Genomic DNA, 19,032 nt, shown 5'->3' on the forward strand with positions numbered 1-19,032 from the left:
CATCCAGCTTATTCCAAACATTCTGTGGCAGTTCCAGCATGCCTTTGGCGTTACGCTCCTCAAGAAACACCGCGTCGTACTCGCGGACGAGCCACCAAGAGAGCTTACTGAAAATCCTCGACTACCACCTCCACTCGCGGACTCGACCGTACCCACCGAGCAGAGACGTTCTTCATGGCCCACTACTCAGCGAGTGCAGCGCTCGTCGCCTCAGCCAGTTCGCACAGGCGGCCCGGCGCAATGGGGAACACTGCTTCGGGCGTGCCGGCCGCCGCCCACACCATCTCGTAGTCCAGCAGCATCTCGTCCATGTAGACAGGTACATCCGCGTCGTGACAGAGCGGCGGGACTCCGCCGATGGACCAGCCGAGCGTCTCACGGATGACGTCGGCGTCGGCCATCCCCACGTCTGCCACGGGGACATCTCGGAGGGCGGCAACGGCGGCCATGTCGACGCGGTTCGCTCCGCTGGTGACGCAGACGATGAGGTCCGACCCGGCCCGTACGGCGATGGCGCTCGCGATCTGGCCGACGTCACAGCCCACCGCGTCGGCCGCCGCGGCGGCCGTCTTGGTCCCGGCTTCGAACTCGTGGACGTCGACCGAGACTCCGTACTGGTCGCTGGCGCGCGCGGCGAACTCCTCGGCACGTGGATGCATACGGGCCGACTGTGACCGGCGGTGACAAAGAGCTACGGGAAGTTCGAGCGAGGCGTTCGGTCGCGTACGTAGCCGGTGCCGGTGATTCCATCAATATCTGGCTGTGGAGGCCTCGAGTCGGTCGTGAGTTGGCGTGGTTCAAACGACTCTCTGTTGCTCCCAAACGGCCTTTTTTTTTTACCAGCTACAAGGGCGTGTATGGACCGACGAACGTTCATCGGTACGGTCGGTGCGGGCATCGCTGCCACGATCGCTGGCTGTACCGACGCCGGGTCAGGCGGCGACGGGGACGGTGGTGGCGACGGTGGTGATGGGCAAACCGGGACCGACGCGACCGGGACGACAACCGGAACCGAACGCACAGAGACACCGACTGACCCCACCGAAACGACGGGAAGTGGTGAGACAACTGACGCTGACGGGACGACCGACGACACCTCGACTGAGTCGACGCCCGACACGACAGCAGAGTCGCCCGGAACGGGCACTGATGAGGGTACCGGCACGGCGAGCGGGTCGCTCGCCGTCGTCGACACCTCCTTCGAAGTGACGAGCAGCGAGTGTGGTGGTGGCGTCAGCGAGGCGACGGTCTCGGTTGACAGCGACACCGTCAGTATCGACGGCACCATCGGTGGCCGGAACGGCTGTGACACCGCCCGAATTGCCGGGACGACGGTAGAGAGTGGCACGCTCACGGTCTCGGTCGAACGGTACACCCCCGAGTCCGAGGACCCGACCGCGTGCGTGGACTGCCTCACCGACATCGAGTACACCTCCTCGGTCACCATCGAAGGGACGCCCGATACCGTCGTCGTGAACCACGGCGACGAACAAGTCGCCAAGACATCGGCCTGAGGGCGAGGTATCGGGGCCAGCCGATCCACTGCCCCGAACGGGAGTCTCTTCTGCCATCCCAACGAATCACCGGCGTGTCTCCGAGTCCGCGCGTCGCCATCGTGCAGTGTCCGGTCGACGACCTCGACATCGACGCGAACCTCGACCGCCTCCATCGACGCGTCGCGGCGCTCCCCAACGACGTCTCGCTGGCCGTCTTCCCCGAGACATCGCTCACGGGCTACGTTCCGGACGAGCGACTCCACGAGGTCGCCCTTCGCAGTGCCGGTCCGACACTCGACGCAGTCCGGTCGGTCGCCGCGGAACACGACCTGGACCTCCTCGTCGGCTACGTCGAACGCAACGGGGAGACACTCTCCAACGCGACGGCATACGTGACGCCGGACCAGACCACCCACGAGACGACCGTCTATCGCAAGCGTCACCTCTGGGGGAGCGAACGAGAGTGGCTCACGCCGGGGGACGAGCGCGTGACCGTTGAGACGCCCGTCGGTCGGGCCGCACTGCTGACCTGCTATGACCTCAACTTCGTCGCGGAGAGCCACGCACACCTCGACGAACGCGTCGTCGCCCTCCTCGTGCCGGGGGCGTGGCCAGCCGAACACGATGCGAACTGGCGACTGCTCGCTCGTGCCCGAGCCCTCGACGGCGTCCGCTGGTGTCTCGCAGCCGGACGGACCGGTTCGCGTGACGTCCCCGACGCCCAGGACACAGTCTACAACGGACGGTCGCTGGTCGTCCGGCCGGACGGCAGTATCTCGATGGCACTCGACCGGAGTGCCCAGAACCTGGTCGCGACGCTCGACAAGGCGGTGCTCGACCGGGCACGGGAGACGGTGGGGGTGTTCGGCGAATGAATGAAACGAAGCCGAAAACGCGAACTCGATTTTAGGTTCTCCAAAGAATTCTTTCTCACATGGAAACGGTTAAGTGGAGGGCGTCCGAACACTGAGACGAGATGAGCCACCAGGAAGAGAGTTCGATACGGCAGCGTGCGGACGAAGTGGAGCCGAACGCGCTCCGTATCGACACCGACCGAGCCGAACAGATTATCGAGGCGCTGAACACGGACCTCGCGAACGCCTATGTTCTCTACCACCAGTTGAAGAAACACCACTGGACCGTCGAGGGTGCGGAGTTCCTCGAACTCCACGTGTTCCTCGAAGAGGCGTACGAACACGTCGAAGTCGGTGCCGACCTCATCGCCGAGCGTGCCCAAGCCCTCGGCGGCGTCCCCGTCTCCGGGATGGAGGCACTCAGTGACCGCGCGACGGTCGAACACGAGGGCGAGGACGTCTACGACGTCCGGACCTCGCTCGAGAGCGACCTCGCCATTTACGGCGACATCATCGAGGACCTCCGCGACCACATCGAACTCGCCGACAACCTCGGTGATTACACGACCAAGGAGATCCTCCAGCACGACGTGCTGAAGAAGGTCGAGGAGGACGCCCACCACATCGAGCACTACCTCGAAGACGATACGCTCGTCCTCGAAGAAGCGACCCACTGAGCGGCTCTCCGCTCTGAACTGAAGGGCAACGCTCTATCTCTCTTCATTCTCCGCGCGCTACGAGCCAAGAGCTATGACCTCGTCGGTACGAGCTCCATAAATCAAGTGACCGGTGGCAGGAAGCGCGTGAGACTGTCCGTTACAGCGCGACCCAGTCGGTAGAGACGTCGGCCTCGTGGAGGTGCCAGCGCTGTTCGACGTGTCGGGCCCCGGCAGGGAGCTGGACCTCGATGGTCCCATCGAACAGGTCGGCGAACCGTGCTGCGGCCTCGCCGCCACGTTCGACTGGGAAGTGGACGTGGCACATCCCGTCAACGTCGCGGACGGCGGTGAGCACGTTGTCGAGGAACCGCTCGACCTCGGCTGGGTCGTGGCCGTCGACCAGCGTCCGGAGCGAGTCGAGACAGACGCGGAGTTCACCGGGGTCGAGCCCACCCGCTTCGCGCTCGATGGACTCGACGGCCGCGATAATCTCGCGTTCGAGCGTCACGAGGTCTGACGGCCCGTCACCAGCGGGCGACGCCGACGCCGTCGCGCCGCGGGTCACGGGCCGACGATCGATGACCCGGACCGACTCGTCGTCGGTGCGGTCTGCTGCGCCTGGGACGCCATCGGTGAGGACGACGAGTCTGTGGCGTAGCTGGTCGCTCCCGTCGCCGAGGAGTCGACGGCAGGCGGCCAGATGCGTCTCCTGGGCGGCCGCCCCGACGACGAGCAAACCGCTCCCGTGGCGCTTCAGAGACGCCAGCGCCTGTGTGAACGTACCGATGGAATCGCCTGCCATACGGATTCTTTCTAATCCTCGGTTGGGGTAGATAATAAGATTTGCGCAAGTAAATAGGGCGGTAGATGTTTTGCCGGGTACCTCCTCGGACGAGACATGAGCAGACGGTCCGACGACGATCTCTCCGCCCTCCTCGACGAGCTGTCGGGGACGCTCGACCGGCTCCAGACGGAGCTCGACGACGACCGTGGCCGACGCGGGCGCGGCGAGCGACGAGGCGACCGGGACGGGAATCGCCGTGACAGGGGCCGCCGTGACAACCCCGAGGAGCGACGAGCGCCACGACGTCGACGGGAGCGGAGCGGTCCCCAGATTCCCCGACCAGGCACGTTCCTCAAGTTCACCGAGGAGTACACGATTCCCGCACTCATCGCGTTCCTCGAAGCGAACGTTCGCGCGCTCGAACTCCTCCAGGGACTGCTCCGCCTCCTTCGCGGGGGCGAGGTCTCCGAGAGCCACGTCGAGTCGGTCGGTCGGCGGACACTCGGACAGGTCGATGGCCTCCTCTCGGACGTGCAGGGCGCACTGGAGGGCCAGCCGTCGAACCCGGAGGCGCGCGACCTCCTCGACGAGGCGCGGTCGCTCCGCGGGGAGATAGACGACCGTATCGCCGGCGGCGCGATTCGCCGTGAAGGAGAGCGAGGCGGACGTACCAGCGGGCGAGACGACGACCGTCCGACCGGGAACGACCGCAGGAGTGACCGGCAGGGTCGCAGCGCTCCGGTCGCTATCGACGTCTCCGACGACGACGGACGGGGGAACGACCGCCGTGGAGACGAGAGTCGGGGGAGCGACCGGCGACCGAGCGACCAAGACCGCGAGGAACGACGGGGCGAGGACCGCCGCGACGGCGAACGCGCCCGCCGCGACGAGGTGGACGTGGATTCGGAACTCGACTCGCTCCGCAGGCAGGTCCGGGGCGACGCGGACGACGACACGAGCAACGACGTCGATGCTGCTGGTAGCGACGACTCGGGAGGCGACGACGCGGACGACGGAGACGGCGAGTAACTGGACGGCGCAGAAGGTAAAGAGTGGTATCGAGACCTGTTCTCAGACCGGGTCGAACCGGTAGCCGTCCCACGACTGGCTAGTCGGTTCGCGGATGCCCGCGTCGGGGTCGCGCAGTTCGCCAGCGAACACCGGTTCGACCTCGTCGCCGATGCTCACGTCGCCGGTCGTGAGCTGGCCGAGCGCGCGGACCGGTTCGCCCTCGACGTCGAACTCGACGATGGCGAGGTGGTTCGGCGAGCGGACGCCCGGCGGCGGCGACGTGGCGGTCGTCCACGTCACTATCGTGGCCGTGTAGTCGCTCAGGTCGACGGTTCCGACCGGTTCGTTCCCGTCCGGGCCGACCGGGTGACCGGGGTAGCCGAGACTGCCGTCGCTGTACCGAACCGCCTCCAGTGGCGGGTAGGCGACATCGCCCTCGCCGTCCGTGGCGTCGTCGTGGGCGGACTCGTCGCTCATCGCTCCGCCTCCAGGATGGTCGTCGTCACGCAGTTCCCGAACCCGCCGACGTTACACGCGAGACCGACGTCGCAGTCGACCTGTCGCGGTCCCGCCTCGCCGCGTAACTGCTGGACGAGTTCGTACACCTGCGCGACCCCGCTCGCGCCGAGCGGGTGGCCCTTCGACTTCAGGCCACCCGAGGTGTTGATGGGTAACTCGCCGTCGCGGTCGGTCTTGCCCTCCTCGACCGCTTCCCACGCCTTCCCTTTCTCGAAGAAGCCGAGGTCTTCGCTCTGGAGGAACTCGAGGATGGTGAACATGTCGTGGAGTTCGGCGACGTCGACGTCCTCCGGGCCGCGGTCGGCCATCGCGTACGCGCGTTCACTGCTCTCGACGACGGCACCCATCGTCGTCGGGTCCGCACGTTCGTGGACGACGTGGGTGTCCGTCGCGCCCGCGACGCCCGTGACGCGGACGTACGGCTCGCCACGCGCTTCGGCCTCCTCGACCGAGCAGAACAGCAGGGCAGCCGACCCGTCGGTGATGGGGCAGAAGTCGTACAGGCGGAGCGGGTCGGCGACGACCGGCGAGTCGAGTGCCGTCTCGACGTCGATCTCCTTCTGGAACTGGGCGTGGGGGTTGTCGACGCCGTTGCGGTGGTTCTTCACGGCGACCTTCGCCAGCGACTCGCGCGGCGCGTCGTACGTGTCCAGGTAGAGGCGAGCCGTGAGGCCCGCGAAACTCGGGAGCGTGACGCCCTGCTTGTACTCGACCGGGTGAGTGAGCGACGCGATGACGTCGGTCGCCTCCGCGGTGGAGCGGTGGGTCATCTTCTCGCCGCCGACGAGCAGCGTCATCTCGCTCGCGCCGCTGGCGACGGACTGCCACGCGGCGAACACGCCCGCGCCACCCGACGAGGAGGTCTGGTCGATGCGCTGGGTGTACGCCGGGACCGCGGCGAGGTCGTGGGCGAGCATGTTCGGGACGCCGGTCTGTCCCTCGAACTCCCCCGACGCCATGTTCGAGACGTAGAGGTGGTCGAGTTCGTGCGGCGCGACGCTGGCGTCGTCCAGACAGTCCTTGCCCGCCTCCGCGAGCAGGTCGCGTATCCACTCGCCCTCTCGCGTGCCGAACTTCGTCATCGACGCGCCGACGATGGCGACGTCGGTCATCCGCGGCCACCGGGCCGTCCGGCCCTCGTGCGATGGTGCATCTCGGGGAGTGGTGCAACCGCGGACGGGTTAAGTGTCGTGGATGGGAGTCACACGCGCGCGTAGCGGTGGGAAGCAACGAGAGTGGACCGGACCAAAGGAGTGCCCCGTTCAGACGCGGTCGACCGACAGGATGCCGAGCGACCCGTCGAGTTCGACGCGCAGGGAGTCTCCCTCGTGGTCGATGGTGACGGTGAGTCGCCACGGGTCGCGGGAGACGACCTCGGTGTGGTCGTCGCGGACGCACCACGACAGCGTCCAGTAGGGGGTGCTGGAGAGGTCCACGTCGTGGTCAGCGTAGAACGCGACGACGGGGGACTTGTCGAGCAGGGAGAGACCGACCGTCGAACAGAGCGTGTGGCCGCACTGCTGGCAGACGTGGTCCGCGCGCAGGCCGTCGCCGAGACAGCAGTTGCCCTCCTCGGCGAGTTCGGTAACCATTCGACCGCTGCACTCGGGGCAGACGCCGTCGGCGGCCAGACAGTGCAGGTGGCGGACGCGCTGGTCGAACGCGCGCGCGATCTCGTCGTCCGTGCGGTCGTTCAGGCCGCCGGGGGGGAACGAGTAGCTGCCGTGCTGGCGGTCGCAGTCCCGACAGACGACGGTGAGCATCTCGTCGTCGTAGCGCGCTTCGAGGGTGCCGTCGCACCACGCGCACGACCCCTCCACGGTGAACGGGTCGAGGCGTGGATGTTCGTTGAACGACCCCGAGATGATGGCCCGGACCACCTTCTCGCCCGCGTGGCGCAGGTCGTATCCGGTCCCGTCGCCGTTCTCGACCTTCACGACGTACTGGTCGGTGAGCTTCGAGAGGTGGTAGTTGAACTGGGCGCTGTCGCGCATCCCGACCGCGCTTCGAAGCTCGGAGAAGCGAACGGGCCGGGCGTCCGCCTGCCAGAGGGCTTCGAGGATCGAGAGTCGCGTCTCGTTGGCGATGAGTGAGAACGCCTCCGCGGGCGCGACACACTCCTCGCACTCCTGGAGACTCGTCTCGGACGCGTCGCTCATATCCGAGCATGTGTTCCCCGGTGGCTAAAGCGTTGGCACCAGAGAGAGCAGTTCTCCCGACAGAACGCCACTACCACCGCCGCGGGTCACTCCGAGCGACGGACCAGGTCGACGGGGTAGCGCTCCCCGTCCTCGTACCAGTACCGTTCGCCCGCCTCCTCGTCGCGCGCCGCCTCGTGGGAGGCGTCACAGAACGGGGGATCCTCGGTGAGCCCGCACCGACAGATGGCGATGTCACCTTTCTCGTCGTCGATGTCGCTCTCGTCCAGACGGACCGGGCCAGTCGCGTCGTGTTCGACCAGTCGTGACATGCGCTACCAGACGAGTCACCGACAGAGATGGTGTAAGGAACCAGAAACATTCGCCGCCTCCTCTGCAGTAGCCCCTCGCATTCGGTATAGCAATATACAATTTACGTGTCCGGATTCGGTCGCAGATATTGTTGCTACAGAGGCAACGTAATACCGGAAGTAGTCAACTGGCTGCCACTACACCGTGAGAGGAGACCCAGGTCGAGAGACCGCCTTGGCCCTTCATGAACGACTCGATAGGACCCGAAGCCCCTAGAACGCCACTCACAGCCACCAGACCACCTGTCCGACGATATCGTGCGGAGTGACGCTCGACGTTCGGCAAGGAGTGAATCAACATGAACATTTATTATAGATAGCGATGTTTGGATGATGTAGAAGCAGGTGGTCGGCTGACGACCGCCGCTCAACAGCTATGATCGACGAAACCAGTCTCTCCGACGACGCGCCGCTCGTTCCCGAACTCGCCGACCGGTCGCGCGCACTCACCGACGGCGGGACGCCACGACGCGCCACCCGCGAACCACGGCGACGACTCGCCGCCCGGCCCGTCGACACCTCGTACGCGGAGGAGTCGACCCGGGGGTTCGAGGAGATCCTCCCCGAGGTCGAGGACCTCTCGGACCGCGACTGAGCGACCCCGTTCTCCGGCCGGAGCGACCCGCATAGCAGTGCGAACGTCACGAGTCAGAACGCTTTTTTCCCGACGCTGACCCCACCGAGTATGCACGCCATCACGCGGAGCGGGTGGGTCGAGGTCATCACCGGGTGCATGTTCTCCGGGAAGACCGAGGAGCTGCTCCGCAGACTCCGTCGCGCGGAGATAGCGGGCCAGGAGGTCGCCGTGTTCACCCCGTCTCTCGACGAACGCTACGGGAAGACGACCATCGGGTCGCACAGCGGCCACAGCTGGGAGGCGCACGTCATCGAGAGCGAGGGCGAGGACGTCTGGACCATCGCGGACGACCTCAACGGCGAACAGGTCGTCGCCATCGACGAGGCGAACTTCTTCGACGACACCCTCGTCGACGTCTGCGAGCACCTCGCGGACGACGGCCGTCGCGTCATCGTCTCGGGCACCGACCAGACGTTCCGCGCCGAACCGTTCGTGCCGCTCCCGCGTCTCACCGCCCTCGCCGAGTACGTCGACAAACTCCAGGCCATCTGCATCGTCTGCGGCGAGCCAGCCACCCGCAACCAGCGCCTCGTCGACGGCGAACCCGCCCACGTCGACGACCCGACCATCGTCGTCGGTGCGGAGGAGTCCTACGAGGCCCGTTGCCGGAACTGCCACACGCTCCGCTCGGACTGAGCCACCACTGGGAGACAGCGCCCGACTGAACACTTTTCACGGTCCAGTCGTCCGGTTCTCGTATGGACGACCTCCTCGCTGCTGGTCTGGTCGTGTTCCTCACCGGCGCGAGCCTCTTCGCCCTCGGGACGCTCGGTCCGCTGGTCCTCGGCGGACTGATGATACTCGCCGCGCTCGTGTTCGAGGAGTCCCCGAAACGCGACGACGACGACGACGAACCGACCGAGAAGACGAACTGCCCCGACTGCGGCGCGCGTAATCCCGCGACGCGCGACGAATGCTACTACTGCGACGCGACGCTCTGAGCGACCTTCGACGGTCGACGCGCCACTACAGCGATTCGCGGACGCGGTCTGCGACGGTGGCCATCGCCTCCTCGGCTCGCTGCACCTCGTCGGTCAGGCTCAGGAAGCCGTGGCACATCGTCGGGTAGTGGTCGTGAACGACCCCGACACCGGCCTCCCGTAACCGCTCTGCGTACGCCGCCCCCTCGTCGCGGAGCGGGTCGTGCCCCGCCGTGACGACGCACGCGGACGGCAGTCCCGAGAGGTCCCGCGCCCGTAGCGGCGAGGCGTAGGGGTTCGCGCCGTCGACCGAACTCCGGAGGTACTGCTCCCAGAACCAGCCCATGTCGGCCCGCGTGAGGAGCGGACCGTCGGCGTTCTCCTCGTAGGAGTCGGTGTCGAACGCGTGGTCCGTGATGGGGTACAGGAGAAGCTGAAAGGCCAGTTCGAGGTCGGCCACCGGTTCCTCACGAAGCCTGAGCGCGGTGACGGCCGCGAGGTTCGCCCCGGCGCTCGTCCCGGCGACGCCGACCCGTTCGGGGTCGCCGCCGAACGACGCCGCGTTCGCAGCGACCCACCGCACGGCGGCGTACGCGTCGTCGACGGCCGCCGGGAAGGGGTGTTCGGGCGCGAGGCGGTAGTCGACGCTGACGACGAGACAGCCAGTCCGGTCGGCGAGTTCGCGGCACGCTCCGTCGATGGAGTCCAGGTTCCCGAGCGTCCAGCCGCCGCCGTGGTAGTACACCAGCACCGGCATCGGTGCGTCGGCGTCCGCATCGGGACGGTAGATACGAACGGGAACGTCGCCACTCGGTCCGTCAAACGCCAGGTCGCGGACGAGGTCCATCGCAGGGCCGTCACCGCCGCCGAACACCTCGTCCTCGACGCGTCTGGCGCAGTCGACGCTCATCGCGTGCCACTCCGGGACGCCCTCGCGGTCGAACCGGTCGACCACGTCGCGGACCGCGGGGTCGAGTTCCTCGCGCATACCGCCACGACGCGCCTCGGGCACCTCACTGCTTGGGTGGGACCGGACGGCACCCGACCGACACACAAGGCTCAATCGGGCGGGATTCGAGAGCCTCGTATGGACGACGCCCCCGTCGACTCGCTCGCCGCCGCACGGGAACGCGACCGCGAGGACCCGCTGGCTTCCTTCGGCGAGCGGTTCCACCTGCCCGAAGAACTCTACATGGACGGCAACTCGCTCGGGCCGATATCGACGGACGCCGAGCGGACGCTCGACCGGGTCGTCGAGGAGTGGCGCGAGCGGGGAATCGAGGGCTGGACGGACGCCGACCCGCCGTGGTTCGGCTACGCGGAGCACCTCGGCGACCGACTCGCGCCGCTCGTGGGGGCACACGAGGACGAGGTGGTCGTCGGCAACTCGACGACGGTCAACATCCACACGCTGATCGGGACGTTTCTGGACAGCGAGGCCGCTGCCTCGGACAGCGAGGCCGCTGCCTCGGACAGCGAGGCCGCCGCCTCGGACAGCGAGGCTGCCCCCGGTGCCGTCCTCGTGAACGACCTGGACTTTCCGACCGACCACTACGCCGTCCGCGCGCAGTTCCGCCAGCGCGGTCTCGACCCCGACGAGCACCTGATAGCGGTCGAGTCGCGCGACGGCCGTACCATCGAGGAGGACGATATCGAGGCGGCGCTCGAATCGCACGACGTGAGCATCGTGTTCATGCCGAGCGTGCTGTACCGCTCGGGGCAGTTGCTCGACGTCGAACGTATCACGCGAGCGGCCCACGACCACGACGCCCTCGCCGGGTTCGACCTCGCGCACTCGGTCGGCGTGGTCCCACACGACCTCTCGGGACTCGGCGTCGACTTCGCCGTCTGGTGTCACTACAAGTACCTCAACGCCGGTCCGGGGGCCGTCGCGGGGCTGTACGTGAACCGCGAGCACTTCGGGACGCCCCCCGCGCTCGCGGGGTGGTGGGGCCACGACAAGGCGACGCAGTTCGAGATGCGCCACGAGTTCACGCCCGCCGACACTGCGGGGGCGTGGCAGATAGGCACGCCACCGTTGCTCGCCGCAGCACCCCTCGACGGGGCACTCGACGTGGTCGAGGACGCGGGTATCTGCGCCATCCGCGAGAAGTCGCTGGCGCTGACCGACGTGCTGGTCGACGTCGTCGACTCGCTCCCGGAGTACGCGGTCGGGACGCCACGCGGACACGAGCGTCGCGGCGGCCACGTCGCCGTCGAACACCCGGAGGGGTATCGCATCGTACAGGCACTCGGGGATCGGGGCGTCGTGGTCGACTTCCGACCGCCGAACGTGGTCCGGGTCTGTCCCTCCCCGCTTTACACCTCCTTCGAGGACGTCTGGCGGGTCGGGGAGCACCTGGAGAGCGTCGTCGCAGACCGCGAGTACGAGCGGTTCGACCCCCGAGGCGACGGCGTGACCTGAGCCGTCGCGTCGGTACGAGACCCATCTCCCGCCCCGGAATCGAGACCGGGAGGGGACACTGCTATGTGTCCCCATCTCTAGTGGCCGGCAAATGAGCGAGCAATCGGAGGTGGGGCCGCCACTCGACGAGGGGTCGCTGGCGGACGTGCTCTCTCGTGTCACCGACGCCGTCTTCGCGCTCGACGAGGAGTGGCGGTTCACCTTCCTCAACGACCGGGCGGAGGACCTCCTCCAGCGTGACCGCGAGGAACTGGTCGGCACGGTCGTCTGGGACGCGTTCCCCGAGGCCGTCGGGTCGCGGTTCCACGACGAGTACCGCGAGGCGATGGCGACCCAGGAGACGACGACGTTCGAGGCGTTCTACCCGCCACTCGACGTCTGGTTCGAGGTCCGCGCCTACCCATCGGAGACCGGCCTCTCCGTGTACTTCCGGGACGTCACCGAGCGTGTCCGCCGCGAAGAGGACCTCCAGGGCCGTGAGCGTGCACTCCAGCGCGCTTACGAGATCGTCGCGGACGCCGACCGGACGTTCGACGAGAAGATCGACGCGCTGCTGGGCGTCGTCCGGGAGGCGGTCGGGACCGACTACGCGACGCTCTCGCGCGTGCAGGACGACCTGTACGTGTTCGAGGCGGTCGACGCACCAGCGGACGCCGATGTCGAAGCGGGCGACACCGTACCGCTGGAGGTGACGAACTGTGAACGGGTGCTATCGACAGCACGGACGCTCGTCCTCGACGACATCGAGCGCGAGGCACCGGACCTCGCTGGCCGGTCGGGCAACGCGGAGTGGGGTATCTCCTGCTACCTCGGTGCGCCGGTCGTCGTCGGTGGCGAACCGTACGGGACGTTCTGCTTCTACGATACGGAGCCACGCACCAGACGGTTCACCGACTGGCAGGTGACGTTCGTCGAACTGCTCAGCAACTGGGTGGGCTACGAACTGGAGCGCAAGCGCCACCTGGACCAGCTCGCCGTCCTCGACGAACTCAACGGCGTCGTGCGGGCGGTCACCGACGCCGTCGTCGACCAGTCCACCCGCGAAGAGATAGAGCGCGTCGTCTGCGAACGACTCGCCGCCACCGACGCCTACGAGTTCGCCTGGATCGGCGGAGTCGGCGAGTCTCCCGACAGCGTGACGCTCCGGACGGAGGCTGGCGTCGAGGGGTACCTCGGTGACGGAGGGATGACGTACGGCGACGACGAGGGGGGTTCGACACCGACCGAACGCGCCATCCAGAGCGAGTGCGTGGCCGTGGCGCGAGACGTCGAACACGCCGCCGAGCAGCGTGACTGGCACGACGAGTCGACCGAGTACGAGTTCGACGCCTGGGCGGCGGCCCCTATCTCGTACGAGGGGGCGCTCTACGGGGTGTTGAACGTCCACTCCGCTCGCCGTGACGCGTTCTCGGCGCAGGAGACGGCCGTGGTCGAACAGCTCGGCGAACTGCTCGGACACGCCATCACGGCGTCGCAGCGCAAGGAGGCGCTCATGAGCGACGACGTGGTGGAACTGGAGTTCGAGATCAGCGACGCGTTCACGGCCGCCGGGGTCCCGCGTGGGGAAGACGGGACGATAACGTTCGACCGGACGGTGACCGTCGGTGACGGGAACTACCACGTCTACGGCCGGACCGACGACAACGGTGTCGAGACGCTCCGCGCGGTCGTCGAGACGTTCGACGCCTGGACCGCCCTCGAACTGCTGAGCGAGCACGGCCAGGAGTACCGGTTCAGGGTTCGACTCACCGAACCGCCCGTCGTCTCGGTCGTCGCCGCACAGGGTGGCCGCGTGAAGTCGGCGAAGATCGAGGACGGTGACTACCGGATGCGGGTGCACCTCCCGCACAGCGTCGACGTCCACGCGCTCGTCGACAGGGTGCGGGCGTCGTACCCCGACGCCCGGGTCATCGCCCAGCGACAGACGCCCGAGCAGGGGGCCTCGAACACACGGTTCTACGCGGCACTGCTCGACGACCTCACCGAGCGCCAGCGTTCGGCACTGGAAGCCGCGTTCTACGCGGGGTTCTTCGAGTGGCCACGGGACAGCAACGGCGAGGAAGTCGCGACGTCCCTGGGCGTCTCGCCGGCCACGTTCCACCAGCACCTGCGGACGGGCGAGCGAAAGCTGCTCCAGTCGCTCCTCGTAGACGACGAGTGACAGGAATCGTCCGCTCTGCGAGAGTCGGCACCTCGGTTCTGGGTATAGCCTCATGCGATTCATCCGTCGGCGTGATACTCATCTTACCACACCAGAAGGCGAACAGTTAGTCGAACACCGCTCGACTTCGACGGCGGTACGCCGACGCCAGTGGCCCGGTCGAACATCTCGCCGGACGAGAAGAAACCGGAGCGCTCTCGCGCCGCTGGTCGAATCCATCGCAGAAATCCGCCCCACGACACACAGCCGAGGTGAAACGTGACAGCGCCCGCCTCAGGACCTCTACGACAGAATCAGCAATATGTTCCGTCTCCGGGTGCACGAGTGACGGCGAGTTCGGAGCCCCCTTCCGAGCGTCGCAAGTCGAGGAGCGAGGGCGCTACCCACCCACGGCCGGTGGTTGCGGAGCGACCAACGGTACGGTTCGAGTCATCTGGCAGTAGTGGCCGAGAAAATCGTTATCCAGGCTGGCGATACTAGCTGGAGAAACCAGCAGTACCATTGAGAGAGATAACGATGATTAGCAGCGTCCAGTAGGGACCCATCACGAGAGATAAGGTGCATTATCCACTCTCGTGGGACAACACCTAAGTCGATACCGTCACAGCGTCGAGTATGGCCGAGGACGACGAGCGGGTCGTCGTGAAGACGTACGTACCCCGCTCACAGAAGGAGGCGTGGGTCGACCACGCCGAGTCGCTGGGGATGAGCCAGAGCGAGTTCCTGCGAACGATGGTGCAGTCCGGTCGCCGGGGGTTCGACCCCGACCCCGTCGACACCGATTCTCGGGACGCCACCCCTGGGGGTGAGGGCCTCGAAGAGCGTGTCCTCGCGATGCTCTCCGAGACGGGCGTGATGGGGTGGGAGGAGCTGACCGACCGACTGACCGAGGGCGTCGAGCGCGACCTCGACGAAGCACTCGGGACGCTCCAGGACCGGGGAGCGGTTCGCTACAACGGACGCCACGGTGGCTACGTCGTCGCTGGCGAACGACCGTCGGACGACGGTCAGAATAGACGCCCCGGCCGTCAGGGGTCCGACCGGACTCCCGAGGAGTCGCGCACACCACGCGATAGTCGGAGTGGCGAGGACAGACGGGAGCCTGCCGAGCGGGTGCGACCCGACCGAGAGCGCGAACGACCGCAGCGCCGGAGTGGTTGGTCGGACGAGCGCGGCCAGACGGCCCGGCGGCCAGCAGAGGGTCGGCGACCGACCGACGGTCGTGCGGACGACCCACCGGCCGACGACTGGGGAGACGACCGACGTGTCCGTGACGACAGGCCCCGGTCCCCCGACCGTCCCCGACGCGACCCACCCCGCCGCGACGACGGACGAGAGAGGCGACCCGACCGTCGACCACGCCCCGAGGACGAACAGCACCGGGTCGACGCCCTCCGGGAGGTACGCGAGTCACTCGACGGGTCCGACGACGGACGGGAGCAGCGCTCACCCTCGGACGACGACCGCCGACGGGAGTCGGTGACCGACGAGGACCGCTACGATGAGTACTGAGGCGGTCGAGGACCCCGTCGCGTACTTCCTGCAGGACCTCCAGTACCACGGCCGCTCGGAACGGACGCGGACCGCCTACGAGCGAGTCCTCCGCCGGTTCGAGCGGTTCGTCGCGGCACGCGACGCTCGACCGGCGACCGCGGGGCAGCGCGACTGTCTCGCGTTCGTCCACGAGTTGCGCGGCGAGTACGCGCCGAGCACCGTCGCGACGTACGCGACGTACGTCCACCGGTTCTACGACTACATGATCCAGACCGAGACGTTCGAAGGGAACCCGATGGCGCTGGTGATGGCCGAGATGGACGAGTCCATCGACACCGACCCGTCGCGCCGCGAGGTGAGCGTCGCCGATATGCAGTCGTTCGTCGCCGGAATCACACACCCGCTCGAACGGGCGCTCGTCGTCACGCTGCTGAAGACGGGGATGCGTGTCGGCGAGTGCGTCAACCTCGACCTCCGCGACCTGGCGCTCGACGCCGAGATGCGCGAACAGTACGGCGTCGCCCCGCGTCCGCAACTCGACACGCGGCCGAACTCGCTGTACGTCGACAGCGAGGTGGCCCGCGGCGCGGTGGTCAACGGCGAGGAGCGCGAGGCGTCGAACAAGCGCAAGCGAGCGACCGTCGTCCCGGTCGACCGGGAGCTACGCGGTGAACTGAACCGCTGGCTCGCGATCCGGCCCGACAGCGCCTCGCCAGCGCTGTTCCTCGACACGGGCGACCGGTGGGGCCACCGACTCACGACCGAACAGGTCCGGACGGTCGTCCGTCGGCACGCGGAGGACCACGGCTGGCACCGCGAGGGAGGAGGGGCGAGCGAGAACGTCACGCCCCACTACTTCCGGCACTTCTTCACCACCCACCTCCGGGACCGCACCGGCGACCGGGGCGTCGTGAAGTACCTCCGCGGCGACGTCGCCACCGACATCATCGACACCTACACCCACAACTGGGGCGACCGCGTGCGCGAGGTGTACGAGGCCAACGTCTACTCCCTCCTGTAGTTCAGGATCCGATTTTCGAGGTTCGTCGGTGGTTTCAGTTGCTACTGTAGCGACAGAACACTGTCGCCGAGCGAACTCGTAAACTGTATGTCGCTGTATCAAATCGGCCGTGGTTTCGGTAGCGAGTGGGTCCACCAGAACGGCTGATTCCAGGCACCTCGCGTCGTCTCTGGGTCGTTCGGTGTTGGCGACACGCGGGAATCCCGCTCGGCGGCCACTGGACATGGACCCAACAGTGAAGAGGTGGACCACCGACCATCACCCATCCATGCGGACCCATACCATCGAGGGTGGCGACGGTGTCGGACTCCACGTCGCCGAAGCGGGGCCGACCGACGCGCCACCGGTGCTGTTGCTCCACGGCTACTCACAGAGCCACCGGTCGTGGAGCGAACAGTTCGACTCCTCGCTCGCCGACGAGTTCCGACTGGTCGGGATGGACAGTCGAGGCCACGGCGAGTCCGAGAAACCCCACGAGGCGTACGACGAGACTGAGTCGTGGGCAGACGACGTGCGAGCGGTCGTGGAGTCGCTCGGACTCGACGACGTCGTCATCGTGGGGTGGTCGTACGCCGGCCTGGTCACCCTCGACTACCTCTCGGTGTACGGCACCGACCGCGTCGCCGGAGTGAACCTCGTCGGCGCGGTGTCGGCCATCGGAACGGAGGCCGCGACGGCACTGCTCGGGGAGACGTACGTCGGCCTCATGGGCGGGATGACGTCGACGGACGCCGAGGAGTCCGTCGAGGCGCTCGGGTCGTTCGTCCGCCTCTGTCGCCACGACGAGATACCGGTCGACGAGTTCTACCGGACCCTGGGGTTCACTGTCGCCACCCCACCTCGCGTGCGCGACGCGCTTCGCGCGCGCACGCTCGACCATCGCGACGTCCTGTCGTCGCTGGACGTTCCCGTCCTCCTCACCCACGGTGTGGAGGACCGGGTTGTGGACGTCGACATCGTCGACCAGCACGCCGAACTCGTCGAGGACGTTCGGGTCTCGCGGTACCCCCAGACCGGTCACTCCCCCTTCGTCGAGAGCCCCGAACGTTTCGACGAGGAACTCCGCGAGTTCGTCCACGCGTGTCGTCGCTGACCGGCGAGCGCCTCAGAGAGCCAGCAACACGGCGGCGTAGCCGACCGTCCCCGCGACGAACGAGCCGAATCGGCTCGTCTCGGGGTCGGGGAGCTCTTCTTTGGTCACGTTGAACACGATACCACCGGCGAGGAACGCCAGCAGGAGCGCGAGCGGCCCCTCGGCGACGGTCGTCAGCGTCCCGACCAGTCCGCCGAGGAGGATGGCACCGGCGAGTAGCCACCGACCCAGGCGATGGTACGTCCGCCCGTGGTGTCTGCGCAGGCCAGCGTCGGTGACGAGGAAGTGCAGGCCCATCGCGACTCCGTACAGGACCAGCGCCGTCGTGCCGGAGCGCTCCTGGTGGAAGACGAGGTAGCCGATGAGCGCGTTGTACACCCCGAACGAGGCGAGGTGTGCCCAGAAGGTGACCGACGTCTGGTCCGTCTCGCCGTCGGTCGTCCGGGACGCGAACACGTGGACGGCGTAGAACGTCAGGAACCCGGTGAGGACGACGACGTACACCTCGACGTCGCGACCGAAGAAGCTCGCCGACCCGGCGTCGCTCTCGACGACGTGGAGCACCGCCTCGTTGATCTCTGGCAGGAGGTAGACGACGACGTACGCGAGCGACGCTCCACCGGCGGCCGACAGGACCCGCGGTCGATAGTCGCTCCCGGCCCAGAGCCGACCCGCCAGCGAGTGGACGACGGCGAGCGCGACCGTAATCGCCGCCGCCACTGTCGGCGAGGCAGCCGACTGCCCGACGACGACCCACGGACCGAGAGCCTGCTCCAGAGACCACATCGCTCTGGTCCTCCCGTCGCGAGCCTGCCGTATCACGGTTCGGCCAGCGAGCGACGACGACGTACCCGAACGACGACCACCGACGACAGCGCTATGTCCACGGCGTGGCAATCGACCCCATGACCGACCGAGTGAGACACCCGCGGCTCTTCTCGGCGTTCCGAGCGGCGCTCTACCTGTCGGCGGGACTCGTCGTGACGCTCCTGTCACTGGCGGGCGTCGTCGCACTCCTCGCGATTCTCGTCTTCGCGGGAGTCGGACTGCTGACGGTGGGCGACGTGAACCTCCTCGCCGTCGGAGGGCTGGCGGGGCTGGTTCTCGCGCTGGTGGCTCTCGCCCTCGGTGCCGTCCGGTTCGCCGTTCGTCACGTGGAGCGTCGGGTGCGTTCGGCCGACAGTATCCCGGACCCCCTCGACCGGGTCAAGGGGGAGTACGTCGCCGACGCCATCGACGAACGAGAACTCGAACGTCGTCTCGACGGCGTGCTCGACCCGAGTGACGGTCGTGGGGCGAACCTGTCGAGTGGCGAATCGAGCGCCCGAAACGTCCCCGCGTCGCCCGACGGAACCGACGTCGGGTCCGGCCGGCGGACCGACGGACGGCAGAAGAGCCGTTGGCTCACGGAGTCCCGTCGATAGCGCGATTCATCAACCAGGAGCACGT

The 19,032-nt window shown here is 67.4% G+C and carries 20 protein-coding genes and 1 pseudogene; 13 read left to right on the forward strand and 8 right to left on the reverse strand.

Annotated elements, in window-relative coordinates; all coding sequences use genetic code 11:
- Positions 1 to 182: 182 nt before the first annotated feature.
- The gene (locus MX571_RS14595; RefSeq protein WP_247418042.1) at positions 183 to 659 is read right to left on the reverse strand and encodes a YbaK/EbsC family protein; all 477 of its coding nucleotides are present in this window, start codon (positions 657 to 659) and stop codon (positions 183 to 185) included.
- Between the two features lie 198 nt (positions 660 to 857).
- Between MX571_RS14595 and MX571_RS14600 the strand changes: the two genes are divergently transcribed.
- The 3 genes from MX571_RS14600 to dpsA all read left to right on the forward strand — a co-directional run bounded on the left by MX571_RS14600 (position 858) and on the right by dpsA (position 3,027).
- The gene (locus MX571_RS14600) at positions 858 to 1,514 is read left to right on the forward strand and encodes a hypothetical protein (protein WP_247418043.1); all 657 of its coding nucleotides are present in this window, start codon (positions 858 to 860) and stop codon (positions 1,512 to 1,514) included.
- Between the two features lie 74 nt (positions 1,515 to 1,588).
- Positions 1,589 to 2,371 (forward strand): carbon-nitrogen hydrolase family protein, encoded by a 783-nt coding sequence (locus tag MX571_RS14605; RefSeq protein WP_247418044.1) that lies wholly within the window; start codon positions 1,589 to 1,591, stop codon positions 2,369 to 2,371.
- A gap of 101 nt (positions 2,372 to 2,472) precedes the next feature.
- Positions 2,473 to 3,027 (forward strand): DNA starvation/stationary phase protection protein DpsA, encoded by a 555-nt coding sequence (dpsA, locus tag MX571_RS14610; RefSeq protein WP_247418046.1) that lies wholly within the window; start codon positions 2,473 to 2,475, stop codon positions 3,025 to 3,027.
- Between the two features lie 139 nt (positions 3,028 to 3,166).
- Here the strand turns inward: dpsA and MX571_RS14615 are convergent, their stop codons facing one another.
- Positions 3,167 to 3,811 (reverse strand): DUF7504 family protein, encoded by a 645-nt coding sequence (locus MX571_RS14615; protein WP_247418047.1) that lies wholly within the window; start codon positions 3,809 to 3,811, stop codon positions 3,167 to 3,169.
- Positions 3,812 to 3,907: 96 nt separating this feature from the next.
- Here MX571_RS14615 and MX571_RS14620 point away from each other — a divergent pair, with 96 nt between their 5' ends.
- Positions 3,908 to 4,822 (forward strand): DUF7547 family protein, encoded by a 915-nt coding sequence (locus tag MX571_RS14620; RefSeq protein ID WP_247418050.1) that lies wholly within the window; start codon positions 3,908 to 3,910, stop codon positions 4,820 to 4,822.
- 42 nt (positions 4,823 to 4,864) lie between these two features.
- On the opposite strand, the gene MX571_RS14625 is transcribed toward MX571_RS14620, so the two are convergent.
- The 4 genes from MX571_RS14625 to MX571_RS14640 form a co-directional block, all read right to left on the reverse strand.
- Positions 4,865 to 5,281 carry an OB-fold domain-containing protein gene (locus MX571_RS14625; RefSeq protein ID WP_247418051.1) on the reverse strand — a complete coding sequence of 139 codons (417 nt, stop codon included), beginning with the start codon at positions 5,279 to 5,281 and terminating at the stop codon, positions 4,865 to 4,867.
- Complete coding sequence (locus MX571_RS14630) at positions 5,278 to 6,435, reverse strand: thiolase family protein (protein ID WP_247418052.1); 1,158 nt, start codon at positions 6,433 to 6,435, stop codon at positions 5,278 to 5,280. Before MX571_RS14630 ends, MX571_RS14625 begins: the two co-directional genes overlap by 4 nt.
- A gap of 150 nt (positions 6,436 to 6,585) precedes the next feature.
- The gene (locus tag MX571_RS14635; protein ID WP_247418053.1) at positions 6,586 to 7,482 is read right to left on the reverse strand and encodes a winged helix-turn-helix domain-containing protein; all 897 of its coding nucleotides are present in this window, start codon (positions 7,480 to 7,482) and stop codon (positions 6,586 to 6,588) included.
- A gap of 86 nt (positions 7,483 to 7,568) precedes the next feature.
- Entirely contained in the window at positions 7,569 to 7,793 is a 225-nt protein-coding gene (locus tag MX571_RS14640; RefSeq protein ID WP_247418054.1) for a CDGSH iron-sulfur domain-containing protein, read from the reverse strand.
- A gap of 415 nt (positions 7,794 to 8,208) precedes the next feature.
- On the opposite strand from MX571_RS14640, the gene MX571_RS14645 reads away from it, so the two are divergent.
- The 3 genes from MX571_RS14645 (at position 8,209) to MX571_RS14655 (ending at position 9,410) form a co-directional block, all read left to right on the forward strand.
- Positions 8,209 to 8,427: a hypothetical protein gene (locus MX571_RS14645; protein ID WP_247418055.1), complete on the forward strand. Its 219-nt coding sequence runs from the start codon at positions 8,209 to 8,211 to the stop codon at positions 8,425 to 8,427.
- Positions 8,428 to 8,517: 90 nt separating this feature from the next.
- Positions 8,518 to 9,105, forward strand: coding sequence for a thymidine kinase (locus MX571_RS14650; RefSeq protein WP_247418056.1), 588 nt, complete (start codon positions 8,518 to 8,520; stop codon positions 9,103 to 9,105).
- A gap of 62 nt (positions 9,106 to 9,167) precedes the next feature.
- Positions 9,168 to 9,410 carry an MFS transporter gene (locus MX571_RS14655; protein ID WP_247418057.1) on the forward strand — a complete coding sequence of 81 codons (243 nt, stop codon included), beginning with the start codon at positions 9,168 to 9,170 and terminating at the stop codon, positions 9,408 to 9,410.
- A 25-nt stretch (positions 9,411 to 9,435) separates the two neighbouring features.
- Here MX571_RS14655 and lipP1 read toward each other — a convergent pair whose 3' ends face one another.
- Complete coding sequence (gene lipP1, locus MX571_RS14660) at positions 9,436 to 10,377, reverse strand: LipP1 family hormone-sensitive lipase (RefSeq protein WP_247418058.1); 942 nt, start codon at positions 10,375 to 10,377, stop codon at positions 9,436 to 9,438.
- A gap of 99 nt (positions 10,378 to 10,476) precedes the next feature.
- Here lipP1 and kynU point away from each other — a divergent pair, with 99 nt between their 5' ends.
- From kynU to MX571_RS14685, 5 genes and pseudogenes are all read left to right on the forward strand, one after another.
- Complete coding sequence (gene kynU / locus MX571_RS14665; RefSeq protein ID WP_247418059.1) at positions 10,477 to 11,814, forward strand: kynureninase; 1,338 nt, start codon at positions 10,477 to 10,479, stop codon at positions 11,812 to 11,814.
- A 91-nt stretch (positions 11,815 to 11,905) separates the two neighbouring features.
- A complete protein-coding gene (locus MX571_RS14670; RefSeq protein WP_247418060.1) occupies positions 11,906 to 13,975 on the forward strand; it encodes a bacterio-opsin activator domain-containing protein in 2,070 nt (689 codons plus the stop codon).
- Positions 13,976 to 14,590: 615 nt separating this feature from the next.
- Positions 14,591 to 14,965 (forward strand): annotated as a pseudogene (locus tag MX571_RS14675) (DUF5805 domain-containing protein); the annotation flags it as partial.
- Positions 14,966 to 15,476: 511 nt separating this feature from the next.
- A complete protein-coding gene (locus MX571_RS14680) occupies positions 15,477 to 16,490 on the forward strand; it encodes a tyrosine-type recombinase/integrase (protein WP_247418061.1) in 1,014 nt (337 codons plus the stop codon).
- A 268-nt stretch (positions 16,491 to 16,758) separates the two neighbouring features.
- Positions 16,759 to 17,583, forward strand: a complete 825-nt coding sequence (locus MX571_RS14685; RefSeq protein WP_247418062.1) for an alpha/beta fold hydrolase — start codon at positions 16,759 to 16,761, stop codon at positions 17,581 to 17,583.
- 12 nt (positions 17,584 to 17,595) lie between these two features.
- Here the strand turns inward: MX571_RS14685 and MX571_RS14690 are convergent, their stop codons facing one another.
- Positions 17,596 to 18,369, reverse strand: a complete 774-nt coding sequence (locus MX571_RS14690) for a hypothetical protein (protein WP_247418063.1) — start codon at positions 18,367 to 18,369, stop codon at positions 17,596 to 17,598.
- 119 nt (positions 18,370 to 18,488) lie between these two features.
- Here MX571_RS14690 and MX571_RS14695 point away from each other — a divergent pair, with 119 nt between their 5' ends.
- Positions 18,489 to 19,007, forward strand: coding sequence for a hypothetical protein (locus MX571_RS14695; RefSeq protein ID WP_247418064.1), 519 nt, complete (start codon positions 18,489 to 18,491; stop codon positions 19,005 to 19,007).
- Positions 19,008 to 19,032: the final 25 nt, after the last annotated feature.

Source organism: Halomarina salina (genome assembly GCF_023074835.1).
Lineage (GTDB): Archaea > Halobacteriota > Halobacteria > Halobacteriales > Haloarculaceae > Halomarina > Halomarina salina.